General features: G+C 53.5%; 29 protein-coding genes and 1 pseudogene. 11 read left to right on the forward strand and 19 right to left on the reverse strand.

Annotated features, from left to right (window positions below; translation table 11 throughout):
- From JO226_RS05620 to JO226_RS05695, 16 genes and pseudogenes are all read right to left on the reverse strand, one after another.
- A pseudogene (locus tag JO226_RS05620) lies at positions 1-1,452 on the reverse strand (hypothetical protein); the annotation flags it as partial.
- Between the two features lie 88 nt (positions 1,453-1,540).
- Positions 1,541-1,963 carry a hypothetical protein gene (locus tag JO226_RS05625; protein ID WP_293494594.1) on the reverse strand — a complete coding sequence of 141 codons (423 nt, stop codon included), beginning with the start codon at positions 1,961-1,963 and terminating at the stop codon, positions 1,541-1,543.
- A complete protein-coding gene (locus JO226_RS05630; protein ID WP_293494596.1) occupies positions 1,960-2,373 on the reverse strand; it encodes a GPW/gp25 family protein in 414 nt (137 codons plus the stop codon). The genes JO226_RS05625 and JO226_RS05630 overlap by 4 nt, the downstream gene beginning before the upstream one ends.
- A gap of 9 nt (positions 2,374-2,382) precedes the next feature.
- Positions 2,383-3,843, reverse strand: a complete 1,461-nt coding sequence (locus JO226_RS05635; RefSeq protein ID WP_293494599.1) for a phage baseplate assembly protein V — start codon at positions 3,841-3,843, stop codon at positions 2,383-2,385.
- Complete coding sequence (locus tag JO226_RS05640) at positions 3,840-4,541, reverse strand: hypothetical protein (RefSeq protein WP_293494602.1); 702 nt, start codon at positions 4,539-4,541, stop codon at positions 3,840-3,842. Before JO226_RS05640 ends, JO226_RS05635 begins: the two co-directional genes overlap by 4 nt.
- The gene (locus JO226_RS05645) at positions 4,538-4,717 is read right to left on the reverse strand and encodes a DUF5908 family protein (protein ID WP_293494604.1); all 180 of its coding nucleotides are present in this window, start codon (positions 4,715-4,717) and stop codon (positions 4,538-4,540) included. Before JO226_RS05645 ends, JO226_RS05640 begins: the two co-directional genes overlap by 4 nt.
- Positions 4,714-5,241, reverse strand: a complete 528-nt coding sequence (locus JO226_RS05650) for a phage tail protein (RefSeq protein WP_293494606.1) — start codon at positions 5,239-5,241, stop codon at positions 4,714-4,716. The genes JO226_RS05645 and JO226_RS05650 overlap by 4 nt, the downstream gene beginning before the upstream one ends.
- 28 nt (positions 5,242-5,269) lie before the next feature.
- Positions 5,270-6,424, reverse strand: a complete 1,155-nt coding sequence (locus JO226_RS05655; protein ID WP_293494609.1) for a phage tail sheath C-terminal domain-containing protein — start codon at positions 6,422-6,424, stop codon at positions 5,270-5,272.
- A gap of 72 nt (positions 6,425-6,496) precedes the next feature.
- On the reverse strand, positions 6,497-7,543 hold the full coding sequence (locus JO226_RS05660) for a phage tail sheath C-terminal domain-containing protein (protein ID WP_293494612.1): 1,047 nt from the start codon (positions 7,541-7,543) through the stop codon (positions 6,497-6,499).
- A gap of 123 nt (positions 7,544-7,666) precedes the next feature.
- Positions 7,667-8,740 carry a phage tail sheath C-terminal domain-containing protein gene (locus JO226_RS05665; RefSeq protein WP_293494615.1) on the reverse strand — a complete coding sequence of 358 codons (1,074 nt, stop codon included), beginning with the start codon at positions 8,738-8,740 and terminating at the stop codon, positions 7,667-7,669.
- Positions 8,741-8,776: 36 nt separating this feature from the next.
- Positions 8,777-9,226: a phage tail protein gene (locus JO226_RS05670; RefSeq protein ID WP_293494618.1), complete on the reverse strand. Its 450-nt coding sequence runs from the start codon at positions 9,224-9,226 to the stop codon at positions 8,777-8,779.
- 124 nt (positions 9,227-9,350) lie between these two features.
- Entirely contained in the window at positions 9,351-9,845 is a 495-nt protein-coding gene (locus JO226_RS05675) for a transcription termination/antitermination NusG family protein (protein WP_293494621.1), read from the reverse strand.
- 290 nt (positions 9,846-10,135) lie between these two features.
- Entirely contained in the window at positions 10,136-10,576 is a 441-nt protein-coding gene (locus tag JO226_RS05680) for a lysozyme (RefSeq protein ID WP_293494624.1), read from the reverse strand.
- Positions 10,566-10,847: a phage holin family protein gene (locus JO226_RS05685; protein WP_293494627.1), complete on the reverse strand. Its 282-nt coding sequence runs from the start codon at positions 10,845-10,847 to the stop codon at positions 10,566-10,568. The genes JO226_RS05680 and JO226_RS05685 overlap by 11 nt, the downstream gene beginning before the upstream one ends.
- Positions 10,844-11,218, reverse strand: a complete 375-nt coding sequence (locus JO226_RS05690; RefSeq protein ID WP_293494630.1) for a putative holin — start codon at positions 11,216-11,218, stop codon at positions 10,844-10,846. The genes JO226_RS05685 and JO226_RS05690 overlap by 4 nt, the downstream gene beginning before the upstream one ends.
- 39 nt (positions 11,219-11,257) lie before the next feature.
- A complete protein-coding gene (locus JO226_RS05695; RefSeq protein ID WP_293494633.1) occupies positions 11,258-11,677 on the reverse strand; it encodes a hypothetical protein in 420 nt (139 codons plus the stop codon).
- 487 nt (positions 11,678-12,164) lie between these two features.
- Between JO226_RS05695 and JO226_RS05700 the strand changes: the two genes are divergently transcribed.
- From JO226_RS05700 to JO226_RS05710, 3 genes are all read left to right on the forward strand, one after another.
- Positions 12,165-12,398, forward strand: a complete 234-nt coding sequence (locus tag JO226_RS05700) for a faeA-like family protein (RefSeq protein ID WP_293534627.1) — start codon at positions 12,165-12,167, stop codon at positions 12,396-12,398.
- An 88-nt stretch (positions 12,399-12,486) separates the two neighbouring features.
- On the forward strand, positions 12,487-12,624 hold the full coding sequence (locus JO226_RS05705) for a hypothetical protein (RefSeq protein ID WP_293494636.1): 138 nt from the start codon (positions 12,487-12,489) through the stop codon (positions 12,622-12,624).
- Between the two features lie 28 nt (positions 12,625-12,652).
- Positions 12,653-12,865, forward strand: a complete 213-nt coding sequence (locus JO226_RS05710) for a hypothetical protein (RefSeq protein ID WP_293494638.1) — start codon at positions 12,653-12,655, stop codon at positions 12,863-12,865.
- 49 nt (positions 12,866-12,914) lie between these two features.
- Here JO226_RS05710 and JO226_RS05715 read toward each other — a convergent pair whose 3' ends face one another.
- Positions 12,915-13,217, reverse strand: coding sequence for an adenylate cyclase (locus JO226_RS05715; protein WP_293494640.1), 303 nt, complete (start codon positions 13,215-13,217; stop codon positions 12,915-12,917).
- Positions 13,218-13,398: 181 nt separating this feature from the next.
- Positions 13,399-13,641 carry a hypothetical protein gene (locus tag JO226_RS05720; protein ID WP_293494643.1) on the reverse strand — a complete coding sequence of 81 codons (243 nt, stop codon included), beginning with the start codon at positions 13,639-13,641 and terminating at the stop codon, positions 13,399-13,401.
- A 282-nt stretch (positions 13,642-13,923) separates the two neighbouring features.
- Between JO226_RS05720 and uspF the strand changes: the two genes are divergently transcribed.
- Positions 13,924-14,358: a universal stress protein UspF gene (uspF, locus tag JO226_RS05725; protein WP_293494646.1), complete on the forward strand. Its 435-nt coding sequence runs from the start codon at positions 13,924-13,926 to the stop codon at positions 14,356-14,358.
- 107 nt (positions 14,359-14,465) lie between these two features.
- Here uspF and icd read toward each other — a convergent pair whose 3' ends face one another.
- The gene (icd, locus tag JO226_RS05730) at positions 14,466-15,716 is read right to left on the reverse strand and encodes an NADP-dependent isocitrate dehydrogenase (RefSeq protein WP_013366640.1); all 1,251 of its coding nucleotides are present in this window, start codon (positions 15,714-15,716) and stop codon (positions 14,466-14,468) included.
- A 172-nt stretch (positions 15,717-15,888) separates the two neighbouring features.
- Between icd and rluE the strand changes: the two genes are divergently transcribed.
- From rluE to phoQ, 7 genes are all read left to right on the forward strand, one after another.
- Entirely contained in the window at positions 15,889-16,536 is a 648-nt protein-coding gene (rluE, locus tag JO226_RS05735) for a 23S rRNA pseudouridine(2457) synthase RluE (protein WP_293494653.1), read from the forward strand.
- A 14-nt stretch (positions 16,537-16,550) separates the two neighbouring features.
- Entirely contained in the window at positions 16,551-17,024 is a 474-nt protein-coding gene (locus tag JO226_RS05740; RefSeq protein ID WP_293494656.1) for an NUDIX hydrolase, read from the forward strand.
- 40 nt (positions 17,025-17,064) lie between these two features.
- Positions 17,065-18,174 carry a tRNA 2-thiouridine(34) synthase MnmA gene (gene mnmA / locus JO226_RS05745; protein WP_293494659.1) on the forward strand — a complete coding sequence of 370 codons (1,110 nt, stop codon included), beginning with the start codon at positions 17,065-17,067 and terminating at the stop codon, positions 18,172-18,174.
- Between the two features lie 44 nt (positions 18,175-18,218).
- Positions 18,219-18,860, forward strand: coding sequence for a high frequency lysogenization protein HflD (hflD, locus tag JO226_RS05750; RefSeq protein WP_293494661.1), 642 nt, complete (start codon positions 18,219-18,221; stop codon positions 18,858-18,860).
- Between the two features lie 3 nt (positions 18,861-18,863).
- The gene (gene purB / locus JO226_RS05755) at positions 18,864-20,234 is read left to right on the forward strand and encodes an adenylosuccinate lyase (protein ID WP_293494663.1); all 1,371 of its coding nucleotides are present in this window, start codon (positions 18,864-18,866) and stop codon (positions 20,232-20,234) included.
- A gap of 125 nt (positions 20,235-20,359) precedes the next feature.
- Positions 20,360-21,034 carry a two-component system response regulator PhoP gene (phoP, locus tag JO226_RS05760; RefSeq protein WP_293494664.1) on the forward strand — a complete coding sequence of 225 codons (675 nt, stop codon included), beginning with the start codon at positions 20,360-20,362 and terminating at the stop codon, positions 21,032-21,034.
- Positions 21,031-22,494, forward strand: coding sequence for a two-component system sensor histidine kinase PhoQ (gene phoQ / locus JO226_RS05765; RefSeq protein WP_293494665.1), 1,464 nt, complete (start codon positions 21,031-21,033; stop codon positions 22,492-22,494). The genes phoP and phoQ overlap by 4 nt, the downstream gene beginning before the upstream one ends.
- Positions 22,495-22,550 lie beyond the last annotated feature (56 nt).

The raw sequence follows: 22,550 nt of genomic DNA on the forward strand, positions 1-22,550 counted from the left end.
GGCGGGCAGAGGTTCTTCCACCACCTGGCTGTCCAGCGTCGTGACATTGAGCAGCGTGGCGGTCATCCCGTTGGTGATAAGCCCGTTCAGCCAGGGATAAACAGCACTCCGGCTCCCCCAAATCTGATGGACAGGGGTGATATTGGCCCGGAACCAGTAACGCCCGGGCGGCATCGCCTGGGCCTGATGACTGGCATCATCCGGTAGAACAGTCGACCAGAGGCCACTGTGAAACAACCCCTGTGTCTCGTCCGTCAGTTGCGCATCCAGCGCCTGCCACTGGTTGTTCACCGTCAGGTACTGCCAGGTGAGAGTCAGACGCTGCGGACTGTTCAGGTTCCAGAACAGAGATAACGCCTGTCCGGGCTGAATATCCCGAATCCCTAGAAAAAGCTGCACGCTGTTCACCGGTTGCTCAGTGTCTGCATAACCGAAAGGGGTCATGACCTGCTGAGCAAAATCGACAACACTCGCTTCCGTTCCCATGGTAAAACCGGTGACCACTGGTATCACTTCGCCATCCTCACGCCACAACCGCAGGACCGGAACGGTAAAGGGGCTTCCCGGCTGCCAGTCCGGCGGGTTGATTTCACCGCTGCCCGCAGGCAGGGTCAGGATCAGAATCTCGGCTGAGGCACCAGCTACCAGCGTCAGGGGTAACCATGTGTCACCGTCGCTGATATCTGCAGACAGTCCCGATAGCGATATATCTTCGGCAAACGTGAGCGTAAATGTTTGATCACTTTCAGGTTCGTTGGTCAGGTCCGCAGAGGTCAGTACCCGCCCGGTCAGGGTCTTTGTGTCCTGATCGGTGGGTGCGAAAAGCAACATCCCTTCCCCGGGCCAGCTGTCCGGCTCCTGGTACACCATCGCGGAAATACCGCCAGTATCATCTGCTCTTTCATCTGGCGGCAGGCACCAGTACAAATCGCTCCAGCGGCTGTGGTTGGCCAGCAGATCCTCGTCCAGACCATATTCAACGGGCGTACCCTCGCGGTCCTGCCCGGCCGGAAACCGCGTGCCAGCCGGGACTAACAGGTCCTGCGTCGTGCTGTCCGGAATCAGGGAAAGCGCCACCTGGGAGGGCTCTGCCGGACGCTCCTGCAATCCCAGCAGTTGCCGGTAGTAAAGATCACAGTGCGCATCCGGAAAATAGTTCGTAAATGCCTGGGGGGTTTCCAGCAGTTTCAGCATTGCCAGCAACATTGCCTGATGGGGAGGCAGCAGTCCGTCCGCCAGAGACGCATCCTGGTATAGCGCCGCCAGTTTTTCCGGCGTATTGCCGTTCATAAACAGATAATCAGCCCAGGTGGTAACGGCGTCATAAGGCACGTTACGGGCATACTGTTCGATAAATTGCAGGTGGGAGAGCGCGGTCCGGTTATCCAGCATAAACCCCGTATCAGGGACCACGCTGGCTAACGCGTCCTGCAGCGCAGAATTATCAGCCATTCGGTTACTCACTTTTGTTAAAGGCATGCCGCCGGGGCAATGCACAATGAGAAATAAAAGAAGAGGGTGTATCTGACGGGTCAGGACCTTAGCCGGCTCTCACCCAGCGCTGGCTGGGTCGGAGAAAACCTTTTCCTTCACTCGGAGTGGGTGAATCGGGCACCCCGGATATCGTCGCTAAAATTGTCGGCGTAAAGAGAGCACTGAATTTCGTCAGCAGAGGACCACGCGTGATGACGGGTGCATCGCTGGTACACCAGAGCATCACCTGTTCTTCATCCAGTTCTTTGATGGTTATTAATCCCTGTCCGGGGGTATAACCCGGAATAAGATATATCGCCGGGACAACCACGTTGCGCTCATCCCCCAGCACACACACCTTTTTACCGTCGATGGTGGCGTGACCGCTCCCCAGGATTTTTGCCGTTCCGGGAGGAGGGATGACCGTGCGGTGACCGAACAACGGGATAAACGTCAGCGTATCCCCGTCCACCATCACGGGCGATCTCATGGCGTGATTCCCCGTCCGTCGGCCATATCCAGCTGTCCCGTCAGCTGTTGCTGCAGATCGCTGCCGCGCAGACGGTAACTGACCTGCACCCCCAGATGGCCACCCGACATAGCACTGGTATCAAACGCCAGGCTGTTAATATGTGCCCGGGGTTCATAGCGCAGGACGCTGTCGCGGATCTGTGCCTCAATATCCGACATCAGAGCATCATTGATACTGAGAAACATAAACTGGTTGAGATCGCAGCCAAACTCCTCACGCATAATACGTTCGCCAGGCAGGGTGCTGAACAGGATCCACAGGCTCTGGCTGACATCGTCAGCACCTTCCGCCATTTTCACACCCGCAGTAGGAAACTCCGGCGGAAATGCCCAGCCCCGACCGAATACTTTTGTCAGTTGATCGCTCATAACGTATCCTTATAGCCCTTTGGGTTTTGTCAGGTTAATTTTTGGCCCCATTATCTCAATCCCAGTCTCACCTTTATCGACAGGACCGGTATCGACCAGTAGCCGGAGGTCCTGAGAATGAAACAACCAGCCCTTCTTATAATTTCCCTGACTCATCTGGGCCGCAGACATCGTTTTTGGATTGTGCATTGAGCCAACAATCACCGGATAATCGGGATCATTGTCAAAAAAACCTACGACGACTTCATCATCAAATTCCGGATAGCAGAGAAAACTGCCCTCTTTTGAGGCATAGGGCATGGCAAAACGCGCCCAGACCTCATTCTGCCTGTCGCCCAGCGTGTTAAGGCGAACTCTGATCCGGTCAAATCGCTGATATCCTTCACCAGGCTCACGAACCACAACCCCTGGCAGAAACCCACTCTGTTGAACTGGTGCAACAGGTATCAGTCCCCGCTCTCCGAGGACGAGCGTCGTTGTCCAGCGAGAAGGCGTAATGCTGTGCAAAACGGCAGTAATGATGCCGGTACCATCAAAATACTCACCATACCCGGAAACCTTCAGCGTCTGGCCGGGTTGATATTCCAGCGTTCCCTTTACGGTAAATTCCCCCTGTACGCGGCGCAGTTGCAGTTGCTGCAGCATGCTGTTGGCCTTTTGCTGCAGAACATCTCTGGAAGGCGACGTCCCATAACCCAGCTCCCATTTCATTTTGCTGAGCGTGTCTCCTCCTTGAGGATCCAGCGCCTCGTTACCAAGAGACACAGTTTTGGCGTCAACAGAAAGATCTGTCTGTGTCGCGATATCCCAGGAACGAAGACACAGTTCTTTCGGCTGGTCTGACGCACTGAACTGCCAGTGGGCGATTTCCATCGGCTGGCTTTTATTCGGCCTCAGGGTATGGTCCGGTTGGAGGGATAAGCCCGGGCGAAAAATTTTTACCCGGGAGGGTTCGGCAATCAACCATGCGCCATTCGCGTCCAGACACTGGCGTAGCATCTGCCAGTCCGTGCAACGAAACTGGATCCGCTGCTCGTACCGGGTATTCATCTGAGCATCCTTGTCAATATCAATGGGAACTCTTAACTGACAAAGTGACTTAACAATTTCTGCGTCTGTAATATCCGTAAAAACCTGCGAGCGAACCACACTATCCAGCTTGACCAACGAATGTTTCAGGGTCAGCGCTAACTCTGACCGCTCCCGGGACAACGTCAAATCGCTGGTGGTAATAATGCCGGAAAAAAATTCAATGGTTTCCCGTTCATTTTTTATTCCCACAGACAGCCATTTCCCTGGCTGGCAAAGCGCAATTTCGCGCTCCTTGCTGAGCTCCTCCAGCGCATTACCAGGAACCGATAAGGTCAGTCTGGCCGTTGGGATCCCATTCACACGAAGTTCAGTCCGGACATCAAGAAACTGGAGTTTTTCCAGCCTGTCGGGACCTGAAAATACTCTCACGACAGTCATAACTGATCCCCCGGTGCGGGCGCCATCAGCGTCTGGCCCGGCTCAATGGCGTTCAGGCTGTCCAGATCGTTACTGTCGGCCAGCGTCAGGTAGTCCATTCCCCCCTTTAGCATCGCACTGCTCTGGGCGGCCAGCGACGGCAATGAGCTGCCGTCCGTCACCGAAATCAAGCTCACCGGTGGCGATTTCAGATCCATAATGGCTCGTTGCAACACCAGACTGGCGTCCGCAATCAGGGCCAGGGAGACTGACGCCCTCAGCGGTGTACCGTTGCGGTCAAACGAGGTATAGTTGATGGCAAAATCCGTCGCCCTGCCGGTAAAATCACGCCCGTCGGCTCCTCCTATCGGCATCCTTCCCCATGACACAGAGAGAAAATGGGGTTCACCACTGGCGGGATCGACGCCGTAACACAGCTCCTGTAGCTCTTCCAGTTGCACCTGCAGAGGGCGATCGTTGTCTGGCATCCGGGCGTCAAAAACGAGCTCCAGATTCAGCCCTCCCGGGCTGCTCCCTACGTAAGTGCTGCTCTGCCGGTCGTCATTAATGAAGCTATTGGTGTCATACTGTGTCCGGTAGTTCAGCGACAGGGTATCCGGGTTATACATTGCTTCCACAACGCCTGCCCGCCGTTTCATCTCCCGGTCGTGGTAAGCGCGGATGGTCAGTTTTGCCAGCGACCTTTCCAGAACACTCATAAGTACCTCCCCCACTCTTCCCGCAACTGTTCCATCACCCGCTGGCTGATAAGCGCTATCCAGCGGGCTTCTTCATCCTTATCCCGGTCAGTACGACGTTCCCGCCAGGGCGCGGAGCTCCCGCTGGCATCGCTTACCCGAGCCTCAATCACCAGCTCTCGGATTTCAATGGTCATACTTTTACCCCCAGCCAGAACATTTCCTGGTAACGTAATTCGATGGTGTTAATCAGTACCTTACTGCTGCTGGCATCAAAGGTATCCGTCTTCCAGCTCACCGGCAGGGCATTACTGATCCCCCAGTTAGCTGCCACACGTTGCTCCCCCCGCAAATCCGGGCGTAGCCTATTCGTCGTTATTAAATGGATAAAAACATTACAGTAAACCGGAGTTCCGTTACGCATCATGTGTTCGAATTGCGCCGCCATGGGGGTGACTGTCATCACTCCTCGCTCCAGCACCAGAGAACCATGACGGACTTTTGTCGCCAGATAGTTGTTACGGCAGTTTTCCCCACCTTCACTGAGCGGGTCGACCCCCAGCTCCCGGCTCAGACCGGAAATATTCTGGAACGCCGCATCAACAACGAGGGAAATAGGGAAGGACAGATACCCCGCCAGATTCTTAAAAAAGAAGGTGACCCGGAAGTGGTTCGCCAGCGAGGGTTCAAGCAGACTCGGGGCATACAGGTCTTGTGACATTGTCGTTGTCTCCGTGAGTGCCGCCCGTTCAGGCGGCGTTTTCGCCATTCATCATGAACACCAGGCTTAATTCAATAAACTCAGCCGGAGCAAGCAGCGCCAGCCGGATGTTCATGATCATTTTCCCGGCCTGGATATCCTCCTGCGTCATGGTTTCCTCCAGCCCCAGCAGGACCTGATAGGCCTGCGGCTCCTGCTCCCCATACAGGCCCCCCTGCTGCCAGAGCTCACGCAACCACATGATGGTAAACCCTTTCAGTTTGTACCAGGTCAGCTCAGTATTGGGCTCAAAAACCAACATGCGTCCCAGGTTACTGATGTTGGTTTCGCACCAGGACATCAGCCGCCGGGCCTGGACATAACGAAAGGAGGACTGGTTGTCAGAAGTCAGTGTCCGGCAGCCCCAGATCCGGGTTCCCCGCCCGGGGAAACTGCGGATCAGGTTGATTGATGCCCCCTCCGGATTAAACAGATCGACCGCATCCAGCCAGGAATACGCCGGGCGGGTGACCTGCGCCAGGGAGACATTAGCCGGTGCAGACCAGACTCCCCGGGCACTGTCTGTCTGTTGCATGGCGGCCAGCACCGCCCCCGAAGGGGGCACCGTCACCGGGCTGTCGTTTTTCAGGTACGGCGTCACCAGGCGTGGCCACCATACGCCACCCCACTCGCTGTGCGTCCCGTTGTAACTCGTCAGACACTGCTTTGCGGCCTGTGGAGTATCCGGCGCATCCAGCACGGCAAACAGGCCCGGGCGAAGCTGACACAGGGACAGCATGCTTTGCCAGATGTCCTGCCACTGCTCACTTTCTCTATCCGCAACCATCACGCAGTCAGGAAAAGCCAACAGAGTGATACTTTGTTCTGCCTCAATCGCCCGGGACAACGCCGGTATATCTAGTGTTACAGGAGGGGGGGCATTGTAGGTCGACAGAGAATAAACAAAGCCCCCCTGACCATCGTTATCAAAAAAATGTCTGACGGTATAATACAGCACCGCATTGCCGTCATGCGGGCCACCAAACTGGGCTTCAAATTCCGCAAACGTGGTCACATACACTGGTAATGTGGCCGGTTGTTTCTCAGTAAACCCGATAAATAAAGGTACGGCACTTTCTGCCGCCAGCTTCGGCACAGCGAAAGTGCCGGGTGTCACGCTCACACCAGGTTGTTGGATCCCCATGGCATCATCCTTCCGGTAAAAATATGAGGACGGTCAGGAGCCCACATTCCGGTACTCCTGGCCTGCCAGAGGTTACTGCGCCACGTCCTGGGTGAACTGCAGAATGATAAATTCTGCCGGGCGAACCGCCGCCATCCCCACCTGCACAATCATTTTCCCGTCGTTGATGTCATCGGGGCTCATGGTCACATTCAGACCAATTTTCACAAAATAAGCCTCCTCCTCGCGGGCCCCCGCCAGCCCCCCCTGTCTCCAGAGACTGTACAGGTAGTTACTGATGGCTGAACGTGCTCGCTCCCAGGTGGGCTGGCTGTTGGGTTCATACATCAGGGTCTGCATCGTATCCCCGATGTCCTTCTCCGCACTGTTGAACAGGCGGCGAACCGGCACATAGCGCCATTCCTCTTCAGTAGCCGCCTTACTGGTTCTCGCTCCCCAGATAAGCGGACTGCCGTTGTTGAACTGGCGGATCATGTTCAGGGCCTTATCCCCGGTGGTATGAGCCCCCTGAAACGTATCCGACACCCGGTACTTTGGCAGCACTCCGCCCTGAAGCGCCATATTGGCCGGCGCCTTCCACACACCGCGGGATCGGTCGTTCAGGCAATAGGCTCCGGCAACCGCCGCGCTGGGGGGGATATCCACCGTCGTCCAGCTGGCCTGTAGCCAGGGATAATAGATGGCGGCATATTCGTTTGCTGTTCCCGTAATGGCTCCGACACTTGCTGGCGGCTGGGTAGGGCCATCGAGGATCGCGAACAGGTTTTTACCTTCTGTACAAAGGGCTGTAACCGCTGTTCCGATTTCCTGCCCGGCGGCAACCAGCAGCGTGGCATCATCCAGTTTCGGTACTTCCAGCTCCATACTGCCTGTCGGCACCAGGTAGCAGGGGCCACCGCCATTTTCAAAATAGGTCCGGATACAAGCATTCAGTGTTGGGTCGCTGAATTCAGGGGTACTCGTGAACTCCAGCCAGGAATGGATGCGGGTGACCGCAGCCGAAGACGAATCACCGGCAAACGCAAATACGGGTACCGCGGTGGCGTTTGCTGACACAGACAACGCCGTACTTGCCAGCTCTTCAATATATACGCCAGGGTAAGTTGTGGTGACAGGCATAATGACTCCTGAGTCTTTCAGTTTTTAAAGGGAAATGCGTGAGGAAAATACGGGAGATAACAAGTGCCCGGCTGGCAAGAAACGCACAATCGTTCGTTCCCGCCAGCCTGGCGGGTCATCAGGTTATTGCGCCACATCCTGGGTGAACTGCAGAATGATAAATTCTGCCGGGCGAACTGCCGCCATCCCCACCTGCACAATCATTTTCCCGTCATTGATGTCATCCGGGGTCATGGTCACATTCAGGCCGATTTTCACAAAATAGGCCTCTTCCTCACGGGCCCCCGCCAGCCCGCCCTGCTTCCACAGACCGAACAGATAGTTGCTGATGGCCGAACGCGCACGCTCCCAGGTGGGCTGGCTGTTGGGTTCATACATCAGGGTCTGCATCGTATCCTTAATATCCTTCTCCGCGCTGTTGAACAGCCGGCGGACCGGTACATAGCGCCATTCTTCATCGTCTGCCGCCGTGCTGGTTCTTGCCCCCCAGATAAGCGGACTGCCGTTATTGAACTGGCGGATCATGTTCAGGGCGTAACCCTCAGTGGTATGATCCCCCTGAAACGAATCCGACACCTTAAACAGCGGCAGTACCCCGCCCTGAAGCGCCATATTAGCCGGGGCCTTCCACACACCGCGGGATCGGTCATTCAGGCAATAGGCTCCGGCAACAGCTGCGCTGGGGGGGATGATGACGTCTACCGCCGTCCAGTCCGCTTTCAGCCAGGGGTAATAGATGGCGGCATATTCCGTCTCGTTATACAGAGCAGCCCAGTCAGATGCCAAGTCCTCATCCTCCGGGCCATCCAGAATAGCGAACAGGTTATTTCCCGTAACGCACAGTGTGGTGACGGCTGCCTGAATATTTTCTCCGGCAGCTACCAGCAGAGTGGCATCGTCCAGGGCCGGAACCTCCGTCACCAGTTTGTCCGCCTTCACCAGATAGCAGTAACCCCCGCCATTTTCAAAATAGGTCCGGATGGCAACATCCCGGTTACTTTTCGAATCAAACCCGACAGACCCCAGATGGCTGACATATTCCAGCCAGGAGTTGATACGGGTGGGAGTGTTGGGAAAAACAGCATCAGTATTAGCAATGGCAAACACCGGTACAGCCGTACTGCTGCCGGACACGGACAGTGCCGTACTTGCCAGCTCTTCGATATACACGCCTGGGTAAGTCGTAATGACAGGCATAATAACTCCTCAATTTTCTCAGGTACGGGAGGAAAATCAGTAGGTCTGCATCGTGACGCGATCGGCTTCCAGGGTCAGTTCCTGAATCGCCACTTCGCTGCTGGATGCATCAAAGGACGGCGCAGTGAGCCCGGTGGGAAATGCATTCAGCACATTCCAGGTGACCAGGATTTCACTGCCGGACTCGTCGGTAAGGCTGATCATCAGATCTTTCTTCTCCACCCGGTTCAGGGAAATACCGTTAATCCAGTCATAAAGCGCATTCTGGCCACGGAAAACGCCCTTGCTGAGCGTAATAGAGACTTTCTGTAACAAGCCCGGCATGTAAAACAGATTGCCGGTACCATCACGGTAGTCGACGGAGTCGTATTTAATATCCAGCCCGGAGACCGATTTAAATGGGATCTGCTCGTCACCAACGGAGACAACGAAGCGATAGACCGGTACCGGATATTCAGCTGCAACTTGATCAAAAGTGGTAGACATAATCACCCCTTCTCTTGGTTATTGATAAATTAAGATGTGCGGTAAGGAACTTTCTTAGAGAAACGAGAAAATCAGAACATGAAATCGGCTACCTCCACTATTTCATTTATATGACAGACGAGAATTATTCGAACACGGACTGCGCAAAGGCATAAAGCATGGTGCTGCGGGTCAGACCATCCTTTTCCGCCACCACATTCATGAGTTCATCATGTTGTACCGTTGTCAGTACCGTTTTATTTTTTTGCTCCATTCTTTTGTTTTTTCGCTCTTTAATGACAGGTGAATGTACACAAACAGGTAATTGCATAATCTCCTCAACGATGCTGTCATTCACTGGCTTAATGGTATCCGCAAAACGAACAAGATGACTTACTCCCGGGCAGGTGGAAATTTTCGATGTATGAGTAATCTCTGGGTCAAAACAGATAAACATATATCCAGGAAAAAGGGGTTCTATCATTTTTTTTAATTGACCTGGACGATCTGTTCGAGGCCGGTAGCTACATATTTGAGGAATAAACACCATCGCATCTATTTGCGGCTGAGACAGAAACATCTGCGCTTTAAAAGCGTTGTGCTTTCCTGCCTTATAGCAGGCAAGGTACCAGTTTTCCATATTGTTACTCTGATAATTTCCGGGATTTTACTGAATAAAATGTCTTGCCATACATGATTATGATGATCCTGTTTGGTCTGACACTTCTCCTAACTGAGGTCATTACTGCTTACTATCAAATTGGATTTAATAGTCAATATGATATAAAGAAGACATTTTTCACATTAGTTTTCAGAGGAATTCACTGAAAATAAACAAAGCGTTACACCCGATAATACACCAGGTGAAAAGATGTTAGTCCTCTCAACAAGAACCAGTCCACTACTGCATAAGAGATAACCATTTTGAACTCAGCTAAGAAACAACTTTTGCTCAGCAAGTCGACGGGACGTCAACCCAGCCAAAACAACACCCCCAGCTTTATTCCATCGGGGAAATTCCATAGCGGCTCCCGCGTAATCTTGCTGATTCAGTTTTTTCAGCAACGTTGAATCAGCAAGCGAACGGCATCCAAGGTTATAAACAAAGCTCACCAGCGCATCAAACTGTGATTGTGAAACAGGTACACTGACCAGCCCTCCCACTCCACTTTCGTACTCTCCTATACCTGAAAGCAGCAATCTGTCCGCCGTCAGCTGATCAATTTGCATTCCCGCGTGAATCACCACCCCATCCACAGACTGGGTCCACCCATACCCTATAGTCCAGACACCAACCACATCCTGATAAGCCTCCAGACGGCACCCTTCAAAATGTTTAATTAATGCCAGTCCCTGCTCACTAGTGACCATGCGAACTCCCTTGAATTAATTTTTTCATATCCCCACGACAGGCATACAACGCGATACAAAAAATCATGTTAACCACCGCCTCAGACGGATTGACTTGCCAATATTCCCCCGACAGCATACTGACAAAGACATCAAAGTACGCCACCGCCAGTAACCAGGTTATCATCGAAATTCCGGCATGCTGTACTGTTCTATTGCGATTAACAAATATCAGCCGGAAGACAATGAGAAAGCAACTCATGGCATTCATGACTAACAGCAGCACATTCATTGTGATTTCCCCCGGATGAGTTTTACAAAATTTTCTATCAACCCGAACGGATCTCTGGCGACGACTATCAGGAATCTGACAGATACAGCCGCCGACAGCAATGCTCCCACCCGGGGAGAAATAACCATTACATCTGGCGTGAGGTATGTCAGAATATCTCCAGCTAATGTGCAGGTAAAAACTCCAGTGATAAATGAAATAATAAAAATCACAGACTGCTTAAAATATGAAAAATCAGAAGATGACAAGACCGAAATAGCTGCCCCGGCAAAAGCGCCGGTCGCAATATCTTGAAGTTCCCTGCTAATAATACACCCACTCAGGGTTCCGAACGTTAAGACACAACTTTCGGCTGAAAGACCCGTTGCCATATGCCCTCCGGAATAAAAACAGATTTACCCTGTATCAACTCAATATGTCATCAATATGATAGATATATCATCCCTTTGTATATCCTCAAGGATGCGTGGATCATAGCTATCAGTAAAAAAATGCTCAGGACGTTCCAGATACTCCTTCCCCACTATTTCATCAGATTCATGCTTCCTCTTCATAAATTTTCTTCTTACCGCTCTGTGACATCCTTTTTTTGCACTGGCGAAAAACCAGCACCTCTGTTTAAGCGACATGAAACCTCCCCGGAATGAGTGGCACTCCAGTGGTAATTCCTCAAGTATAAATAAGATATTCAGGAGTAGACAGGTGAACTTGTCGCTGCAACCACGATCTTCCGGGCAAGCTCCGCCATTTTTATTCCCTGTTGGGTATAAATAAAATTGAGTAAATCTTTTTGCAGATATAAGAATACTGGAGTCATCCAGTAACAGCATGCCTCAACATGCGCTCTTGAGCATCCATAATAAATATCTGAGCCGTTGAGTTGAAATCAGTATTGCATATACACACCGCTCATAAAAGAGCATTTTCGATCTTTTAATCTGTTAAAAATAAATTAAATAGAATTTAATTCTTTAAAATTGACATTGAAACCCATTTTTTTAGAATAAAAAAGATGTTCAACACCCATGCGAACAATACTTTCGTAGAGAAACTATAAAAAAACAGAATATTCAACTACCGTGATAAACATAGCAATATTGGCTTCAGTGACTTAGCGTTCAACCACCAGGACGTCGTGGCCATCGCTGTCAACAGTCATCTTCCGCGCTGTATGCGAAAATGTGATGGCATCGGAACAGAATGCCACCCGATACGGACCTCATTGTTCTAAACTAAGAGCAGCGGGTTTTACGAAATGAGTGGCGGTATGCAGTGAACGGAAATGACCATATATGGTTCAGCAAAAAGCAGATGATGATGAAAGCGCTGTATTCGCTATGTCAAAACGTACACCCCCCCCCGCCAGATCCGATCCTATGGCCAAAAACACGCCAGTTGGCCGATGCCTGTAATGAAGATATTTATACCGCCCGACTACTGCTGCTTTCGCTGGAGAAGGATGGAAAAGTACTATGTTCACATCGTAGTGTTCAGAATTCGCTACGCTGGTACCCAGTCAGCCCATGTGACGCTGAGGCGGAACAAAGGTAGGGCTTTATAAAGTTTGCGCTAAGTTGCCTTTCTGTTTAACCCACTGTCCATAAAGTATCTGCCATCTTTCAATTCATGGAACATACTCATGGTCAGGGCACTGGTGATTATCGTAATCAGCCTCATCCTGTCGGCCATCGCGGCATTTATGGCCTATGACACTGCCGATCGCGCCAGGACGATGTTACCCGAGTGTCCGCTAAGTCCGTCGATCAACTGCATCTGAGACGCAAAGACGCTGCGGAGGTGCTGTAATGAAACACTTGATGGTCGTTTTCGTGATGGCGTTTTTACTGACAGGCTGCGCGACAGGCAGCCCGGACGACAACACCGACGCTAAAGAACAAAAGTACGAGGCATCACTGCCGGACTGCACCGAAGATGGCGCAACGATCGATTGTGACTGGAAAAACGTGAGCGATAAATGGTCGACGGTATCCAGAGCGGACTTCAACAGCACGCATTGAGACAATGTGTGCTGTTATTTTTAATACCCAGTACCAGGAGAGCGGGTTCTCACGGCTTATGCGATTGCTGGAAGCCAGCAACATCATACTGAGATACGCTCTTAGGATTGTTGGAGTTCTGGGGTTGAGTGCCAGCGTAGTGGGTGCCAGCATTTCCGTCTGGATTAAACGCCGAACCCGGTGCGCTACTGGCATGACCCGGCGTGACGCTGCCCGTCTGAACGCTGCCAATCGTCTGACTCGGCTGCCCTTTCATCCCGGTAACAGAATGAACATTAAGGGCAAATACCGTCGCAACGGGTACGGCGAACAAAATAACGCCAACGATTGGGAGATAAGAGATACGGAACATTTTACCCTCCTCGACATAGAAGCTGATGCGGCCTCTATTCTCTGATCAGTATAATCCTCCCCTGTCTTTCTATCTGCAGAATGAGGAATGTTCCTGGAACACGTGGGTAAAAACAGACAGAGGATGGGTGTGTTAAGGGGGGATATCCCCCCTCGAAAAACCGATCGATCACGACGTTACATCAGTACTTAATATCTCGGGCAGCGTCGCGTCCTTCCTGTTTGTTATCGCGGTGCTCCTGGCGGCAATCCGCGTTACCAACGACCCCTTCCCGGCATTCTTGTTTCGCGTCGCGAGAGTCCTGGCGCGTATCCTGACGGACATCACGAGCATCCCGGCGTTCAGCCGCCTGCTGAGTCGCCTGTGAAGGAATCGCAGTAAAAAGGGAAGCAGCAGCAATTAACATCCATACGGACTTTTTCATAATAAAGTTCTCAAAGCTTAAGTTCGTAAACACACTGCGCGGCAAAGAATAGCAATAAAATTTTCCCATTTTTTACCATATAGTGACCCAGAACGGTTCCTCTGGCGGTGATGCTTCGCTGATGCTGCTTTTTCCACCTAATCTGACCGTTTCCCACTCCCCCATGTGCAGATCGATGGAAGCGGAGCGCTGACAAACGAAATTTGCTGACAAACGCTCACTTTTCTTTTGGTTCGTCGTCCAGGATTAATTTGTACACAAAACAAACAGAGGCCTGCTCATATGTATAATTCAATTCTTGTCCCCATTGACATCTCAGAAGGTGACCTGACTCGACAGGTTATCTCTCATGTCCAGACTCACGCGGTAATGAATACGACCAAAGTTCATTTTCTTACGGTTATTCCCTCTTTACCTTACTATTCATCATTAGGTCTGGCGTATTCACTGGAAATGCCCAGGATGCAGGAGTTTCACCAGGAAGTGCTGGCAAAACTGGATGATATCGTTAAGCAGTTTAAAATACCCGCTAACAAGATTCAGACACACGTGACAACAGGATCGCCAAAAGATCAGATACTTAAGCTTGCCGATACCATGAGTACAGATTTAATCATTATTGCCTCACATCGCCCTGACATTTCGACGTACCTTTTGGGCTCTACGGCTGCTGCTGTCGTTCGGCATGCCAAATGTGCTGTCCTGGTTGTTCGCTAACCTGGCTGATGTGTGTTTGTTTGCCCGGCGAAGGAAAGCCGATAAAGTGCTAATAACAAAAAACGGGAACCCATCGGCTCCCGTTCTCGTTTAACCCAGAATCTGGATTACATGTTCGCGATAATCGCGTCGCCAAACTCTGAACATTTCAGCAGCTTAGCGCCATCCATCAGACGTTCGAAGTCATAGGTCACGGTTTTCGCGGCGATAGCGCCTTCCATTCCCTTAACAATTAAGTCAGCCGCTTCGAACCACTCCATGTGACGCAGCATCATTTCAGCGGAGAGGATAACGGAACCCGGGTTCACTTTATCCTGACCCGCGTACTTCGGCGCGGTGCCGTGGGTGGCTTCAAACAGCGCGCATTCATCGCCGATGTTGGCACCCGGGGCGATACCAATACCGCCGACCTGCGCCGCCAGGGCGTCGGAGATGTAGTCGCCGTTCAGGTTCATACAGGCGATAACGTCATACTCTGCCGGACGCAGCAGGATCTGCTGCAGGAACGCATCGGCGATGACATCCTTAATAATGATCTCTTTGCCAGTGCGCGGGTTTTTGATTTTCTGCCACGGGCCGCCATCGATCAGTTCGCCGCCGAACTCTTCACGCGCCAGCTGGTAACCCCAGTCTTTAAACGCGCCTTCGGTGAACTTCATGATGTTGCCTTTGTGCACCAGGGTCACAGAGTCACGATCGTTGGCGATAGCGTATTCGATAGCCGCGCGCACCAGACGCTTGGTGCCTTCTTCTGAGCACGGCTTGATGCCGATACCGCAGTGTTCCGGGAAGCGAATTTTCTTCACGCCCATTTCTTCGCGCAGGAACTTGATAACCTTCTCGGCATCCGCAGAGTCAGCTTTCCACTCGATACCTGCGTAAATGTCTTCCGCGTTTTCACGGAAGATAACCATATCGGTCAGTTCCGGGTGTTTCACCGGGCTTGGCGTGCCCTGGTAGTAACGTACCGGGCGCAGGCAGACGTACAGGTCCAGTTCCTGGCGCAGGGCAACGTTCAGGGAACGAATACCGCCGCCGACTGGCGTCGTCAGAGGGCCTTTAATGGCAACGCGGTATTCGCGAATCAGGTCCAGGGTTTCAGCTGGCAGCCAGACATCCTGGCCGTAAACGTGGGTAGATTTTTCGCCGGTATAGATTTCCATCCAGGAAATTTTACGCTCGCCCTTGTAGGCTTTTTCTACGGCGGCATTCACGACTTTGATCATCGGCGGGGTAACATCAACACCGATACCATCACCTTCGATGAACGGGATAATCGGGTTGTGAGGAACATTCAGTTTGCCGTTTTGCAGGGTAATCTTTTGGCCTTCCGCCGGAACAACTACTTTGCTTTCCATTAACCTCTCCTTCGAGCGCTTCTGGTGGTTGCTCGCTCTCCTTCACGTCCCCGGTGCGTTGCTACCGCAACGCGAATTAGGTTGAGCACTGTTTTTGTTAATGATTTGTAATGAACCTGTCAATATTACCTGAATGTTAGGTTTCATGAAAGGTGTTCGTAATTAGGCTATAATGCGGCAATTGATAAAGCCTGAAAATACCATGAGCAAAACTTCTTTTAGAAATCACCGCCTTGAGCGATTCAGCACGCGTCTTTCGACCAGACAACGTCAGGAAAACCTGCCAAAACGGGTAATTTTGTTCAATAAACCTTACGATGTTTTGCCGCAGTTTACCGATGAGGCCGGACGCAGCACCCTTAAAGACTATATTCCCGTCCAGGGCGTTTACGCCGCCGGACGTCTGGACCGTGACAGCGAAGGCCTGCTGGTGCTGACCAACGACGGGCCGCTGCAGGCGCGTCTGACTCAGCCGGGCAAGCGTACGGGTAAAATCTATTTTGTCCAGGTCGAGGGAGAACCCGGCGAAGAAGCGCTCGCCGCCTTGCGCAACGGCGTGACCTTAAACGATGGCCCTACCCTGCCCGCAGGCGTTGAGCGCGTGAGTGAGCCTGCATGGCTCTGGCCGCGCAACCCGCCTGTTCGCGAGAGAAAAGCCATCCCCACCAGCTGGCTTAAAATCACGCTTTATGAAGGACGCAACCGTCAGGTACGCCGGATGACGGCGCATGTGGGTTTCCCCACGCTGCGTCTTATCCGCTACGCCATGGGCGACTACTCGCTGGATAACCTCGCCAACGGCGAATGGCGCGACGCATAACATAAGGAGCCACAATGTTTAAACCCCATGTTACCGTCGCCTGTCTGGTGCATGCTGCAGGGAAATTTTTGATCGTTGAAGAGACAGTCAACGGTAAAGCCCTGTGGAACCAACCAGCCGGGCATCTGGAGGCTGATGAAACACTGCTGCAGGCCGCCGAGCGCGAGCTGTGGGAGGAGACCGGGATCCGTGCGACGCCGCAGCATTTCATCCGTCTGCATCAGTGGATAGCGCCGGACCACACGCCGTTCCTGCGTTTTTTATTCGCCATCGATCTTAGCGAAACGTGCGCGACAGAGCCTCACGACAGCGATATTGACCGCTGTCTGTGGGTCAGCGCGGAGGAGATCCTGCAGGCGAGTAACCTGCGCTCGCCGCTGGTTGCCGAGAGCATCCGCTGCTGGCAAACGGGCGTACGCTACCCGCTGTCGCTCATCGGTGAATTTAACTGGCCGTTTACAGAGGGTGTCAAGCACAGGTCTGCGTGATAGAATACGCCGCCTTGAAGTTCAATGTCGTGAGTATTCCATGTCAGATAACAGCCAGAAAAAAGTGATCGTCGGCATGTCCGGCGGTGTCGATTCCTCCGTTTCCGCTTACCTGCTGCAACAGCAAGGGTATCAGGTGGAAGGCCTGTTCATGAAGAACTGGGAAGAGGACGACGGCGAGGAATACTGTACTGCCGCTGCGGATCTGGCCGACGCCCAGGCCGTGTGCGATAAGCTCGGCATTGAGCTGCACACCGTTAACTTTGCCGCCGAATACTGGGATAACGTCTTCGAACTGTTCCTCGAAGAATATAAAGCAGGCCGCACGCCGAACCCGGATATCCTGTGCAACAAAGAGATCAAGTTTAAAGCCTTCCTCGAGTTCGCCGCAGAGGACCTTGGCGCTGACTATATCGCCACCGGGCACTACGTCAGACGCGCCGATGTCAACGGCAAAAGCCGGCTGCTGCGCGGGCTTGATAGCAACAAAGATCAGAGCTACTTCCTGTATACCTTAAGCCATGAGCAGATTGCCCAGAGCCTGTTCCCGGTCGGTGAACTGGAAAAACCGCAGGTGCGTAAAATCGCCGAAGAGCTCGACCTCATCACCGCGAAGAAAAAAGACTCCACCGGTATCTGCTTTATCGGCGAGCGCAAATTCCGCGAATTTCTCGGCCGCTACCTCCCGGCGCAACCGGGCAAAATCATCACCGTTGACGGTGATGAGATTGGCGAGCATCAGGGGCTGATGTACCACACCCTCGGCCAGCGTAAAGGGCTGGGTATTGGCGGTACGAAAGACGGCAGCGAAGATCCGTGGTACGTGGTCGATAAAGACGTTGAGAACAATATTCTGGTAGTGGCTCAGGGTCACGATCACCCACGCCTGATGTCGGTCGGCCTGATTGCCCAACAGCTGCACTGGGTCGATCGCGAGCCGGTAGCCGGTACCCTGCGCTGCACGGTGAAAACCCGCTACCGCCAGACCGATATCCCGTGCACCGTGACCGCGCTGGATGATTCCCGTATTGAGGTTCGCTTTGACGAGCCCGTTGCCGCCGTCACCCCAGGCCAGTCCGCCGTGTTCTATCTCGGCGAAGTGTGCCTCGGCGGCGGCATTATTGAGCAGCGCCTGCCGCTGCCGGTTTAACACACGCAATATGCGCCGAAAGGCGGGTAAAACAAGGAAAGCACGTGGCGAAGAACTATTACGACATCACTGTGGCGCTGGCGGGAATTTGCCAGTCCGCCCGACTGGTGCAACAGCTGGCTCATCAGGGGCACTGCGACAGCGATGCGCTGCACGTCTCCCTGAACAGCGTCATCGACTTAAACCCGGACTCCACGCTGGGCGTTTTCGGTGGCAGCGAGGCCAATCTTCGTCTCGGTTTAGAAACGCTGCTCGGCGTGCTGAACGCCAGCAGCCGTCAGGGGCTGAATGCCGAACTGACGCGCTATACGTTAAGCCTGATGGTGCTGGAGCGCAAACTTGCCAACAGCAAGGGGGCGATGGACACCCTCGGCAACCGCATTGCCGGTTTGCAGCGTCAGTTGGAGCATTTCGACCTGCAATCGGAAACGCTGCTGAGCGCGATGGCGGGCATCTACGTGGACGTTATCAGCCCGCTGGGGCCGCGTATTCAGGTCACCGGCTCCCCTGCCGTGCTGCAAAGCCCGCAGGTGCAGGCCAAAGTGCGCGCCAGCCTGCTGGCCGGGATCCGCGCCGCGGTGCTCTGGCACCAGGTCGGCGGCGGACGCCTTCAGCTCATGTTTTCTCGTAATCGCCTGTCCACACAGGCCAAACAAATTCTTGCTCATTTAACCCCGGAGTTGTGATCTATGGAATTATCCTCACTGACCGCCGTTTCCCCTGTCGACGGACGCTACGGCGATAAAGTCAGCGCGCTGCGCGGGATTTTCAGCGAATATGGTCTGCTGAAATTCCGCGTACAGGTTGAAGTACGCTGGCTGCAGAAACTGGCCGCGCACGCAGCGATTAAGGAAGTTCCTGCTTTTGCTGCCGACGCAATCGGTTTCCTCGATAAAATCGTCGCTGACTTTAACGAAGAAGATGCCGCACGGATTAAAACCATCGAGCGCACCACCAACCACGACGTCAAAGCGGTTGAGTACTTTCTGAAAGAGAAAGTAGCCGATGTGCCTGCGCTGCATGCGGTTTCCGAGTTCATCCACTTCGCCTGCACCTCAGAGGACATTAACAACCTCTCCCACGCGCTGATGCTGAAAACGGCCCGTGATGAGGTGATCCTGCCGTACTGGCGTAAGCTCATTGACGCGGTGAAGGACCTGGCGGTGCAGTACCGCGACATTCCGCTGCTCTCCCGTACCCACGGCCAACCGGCGACGCCGTCCACCATGGGCAAAGAGATGGCGAACGTGGCCTACCGTATGGAGCGTCAGTTCCGCCAGTTGGGTCAGGTGGAAATCCTCGGTAAAATCAACGGCGCCGTGGGTAACTACAACGCCCATATCGCCGCCTACCCGGAAGTGGACTGGCACCAGTTCAGTGAAGAATTCGTGACGTCGCTCGGCATCCAGTGGAACCCGTACACCACCCAGATTGAGCCGCACGACTATATCGCCGAGCTGTTCGACTGCGTGGCGCGCTTCAACACCATTCTTATCGACTTCGACCGCGACGTCTGGGGTTACATCGCCCTGAACCACTTCAAACAGAAGACGATCGCGGGTGAAATCGGTTCGTCCACCATGCCGCACAAGGTTAACCCGATCGATTTCGAAAACTCCGAAGGCAACCTCGGCCTCGCCAACGCGGTGATGCAGCACCTGGCAAGCAAACTGCCGGTTTCCCGCTGGCAGCGCGACCTGACGGACTCCACGGTTCTGCGCAACCTGGGCGTCGGCATCGGTTATGCGCTGATTGCCTACCAGTCCACCCTGAAAGGCGTCAGCAAGCTGGAAGTGAACCGCGACCGTCTGCTGGCGGAACTGGATAGTAACTGGGAAGTGCTGGCGGAGCCTATCCAGACCGTAATGCGCCGCTACGGCATTGAAAAACCGTACGAAAAACTCAAAGAGCTGACCCGCGGCAAGCGCGTGGATGCCGAAGGGATGAAGCAGTTTATCGACAGTCTGGCGCTGCCGGAAGACGAGAAAACGCGCCTGAAAGCCATGACGCCTGCCAACTACATTGGCCGCGCGACCACCATGGTCGACGAGCTGAAGTAAGCACCCGATACCCTCTTTCCGCCCGGAAAGAGGGTTCTCCCGCCCCGGTTTAATAAATGTTTATCCCCGCAGCAACATAATCAGCGTTAAACTACTCAAATCGAAAACGAAAAGGGAGAAAAGGTATGCGCGTACTCGTTGTTGAGGATAACGCCCTGCTCCGTCATCACCTGAAAGTACAGCTACAGGAATTAGGCCATCAGGTCGATGCGGCGGAAGACGCAAAGGAAGCGGATTACTACCTGGGCGAGCACGTACCGGATATCGCGATTGTCGATTTGGGTTTGCCGGACGAAGATGGGCTATCAATGATCCGCCGCTGGCGCAGTCACGACGTCTCGCTCCCGATTCTGGTGCTAACGGCCCGTGAAGGCTGGCAGGACAAAGTCGAGGTTCTCGGCGCGGGCGCCGACGACTATGTGACGAAACCGTTCCACATTGAAGAAGTGGCCGCGCGCATTCAGGCGCTGATGCGCCGTAACAGCGGGTTGGCTTCTCAGGTGATCACGATTTACCCTTTTCAGGTCGACCTCTCCCGTCGCGAGCTCTCCATCCATGACGAAGTCATTAAGCTTACGGCATTTGAATACACCATCATGGAGACGCTGATCCGCAATAGCGGGAAAGTGGTGAGTAAAGATTCCCTGATGCTGCAACTGTACCCGGATGCCGAACTGCGCGAGAGTCACACCATTGATGTGCTGATGGGTCGCCTGCGCAAAAAAATCCAGGCGCAGTATGCCCATGATGTGATTACGACGGTACGGGGCCAGGGCTACCTGTTCGAATTACGCGGATGAAAAAATTGCTCCGGCATATTCTGCCGCTCTCGCTGCGCGTTCGTTTTCTGCTGGCAACCGCCGCCGTTGTGCTGGTGCTTTCACTGGCTTACGGCGTGGTGGCGCTGGTCGGCTATAGCGTCAGCTTTGACAAAACGACCTTCCGCCTGTTGCGTGGGGAAAGCAACCTGTTTTATACCCTGGCGAAGTGGGAAAATAATCAGGTCACGGTCGAACTCCCGGAAAACCTTAATCTGCAAAGCCCGACCATGGCGCTGATTTACGATCAGAACGGCAAACTGCTGTGGATGCAGCGCGATGTGCCGTGGCTGCTGAAAAGCATCAGTCCGGACTGGCTGAAGACCAACGGTTTCCATGAAGTCGAAGCCGATATTAATGCTTCAAAAATGCTGCTGCATAACGATCATAAAATTCAGCAACAGTTGCAGGATCTGCATCAGCAGGACGAAGAGTCTGAGATGACGCACTCGGTGGCGGTGAATATCTATCCGGCGACATCACGCATGCCGCAACTCACCATTGTGGTCGTCGACACCATTCCTATCGAACTGAAACGCTCCTACATGGTGTGGAGCTGGTTTATCTATGTGCTGGCGGCCAATCTGCTGCTGGTGATTCCGCTGCTGTGGGTGGCGGCCTGGTGGAGCCTGCGGCCCATTGAGGCTCTGTCAAAAGAGGTGCGCGAACTGGAAGAGCACCACCGTGACACGCTGAACCCGGAAACCACCCGCGAGCTGACCAACCTGGTGGAAAACCTGAACCGCCTGCTGAAAAGCGAGCGCGACCGCTACGACAAATACCGCACCACCCTCACCGACCTGACCCACAGTCTGAAGACGCCGCTGGCGGTGCTGCAAAGCACGCTGCGCTCTCTGCGCAGCAATAAGCTCACCGTCGACGATGCCGAGCCGGTGATGCTTGAGCAAATCAGCCGTATTTCGCAGCAAATTGGCTATTACCTGCATCGGGCAAGCATGCGCAGCGGCAGCTCGCTGCTGAGCAGGGAACTGCATCCAGTCGCCCCGTTGCTGGATAACCTGACCTCGGCGTTGAATAAGGTCTATCAGCGCAAAGGCGTCAATATTACCCTCGATATTTCGCCGGAAATCAGCTTTGTCGGCGAACAAAACGACTTTATGGAAGTGCTGGGCAATGTGCTGGATAACGCCTGCAAGTATTGCCTGGAGTTTGTCGAGGTCTCCGCCCGCCAGACCGACGATCACCTGCACATTTTCGTTGATGACGACGGTCCGGGGATCCCGCAAAGCAAACGCGACCTCGTGTTTGACCGCGGTCAGCGAGCCGATACCCTGCGCCCGGGTCAGGGGGTGGGGTTATCCGTCGCCAGAGACATCGTCGATCAGTACGAAGGGAAAATCATTCCCGGCGACAGCCCGCTCGGCGGCGCCAAAATGGAAGTCATCTTTGGTCGCCAGCATCCTGACAGCAAAGAGACTTAAGCCCGCAATTTTCTCCACCGCCTGCACCGCAAGGCGGTGGTATCCGTTATAATCCC

It is taken from the genome of Pluralibacter sp. (assembly GCF_019237635.1).
Lineage (GTDB): Bacteria > Pseudomonadota > Gammaproteobacteria > Enterobacterales > Enterobacteriaceae > Enterobacter_B.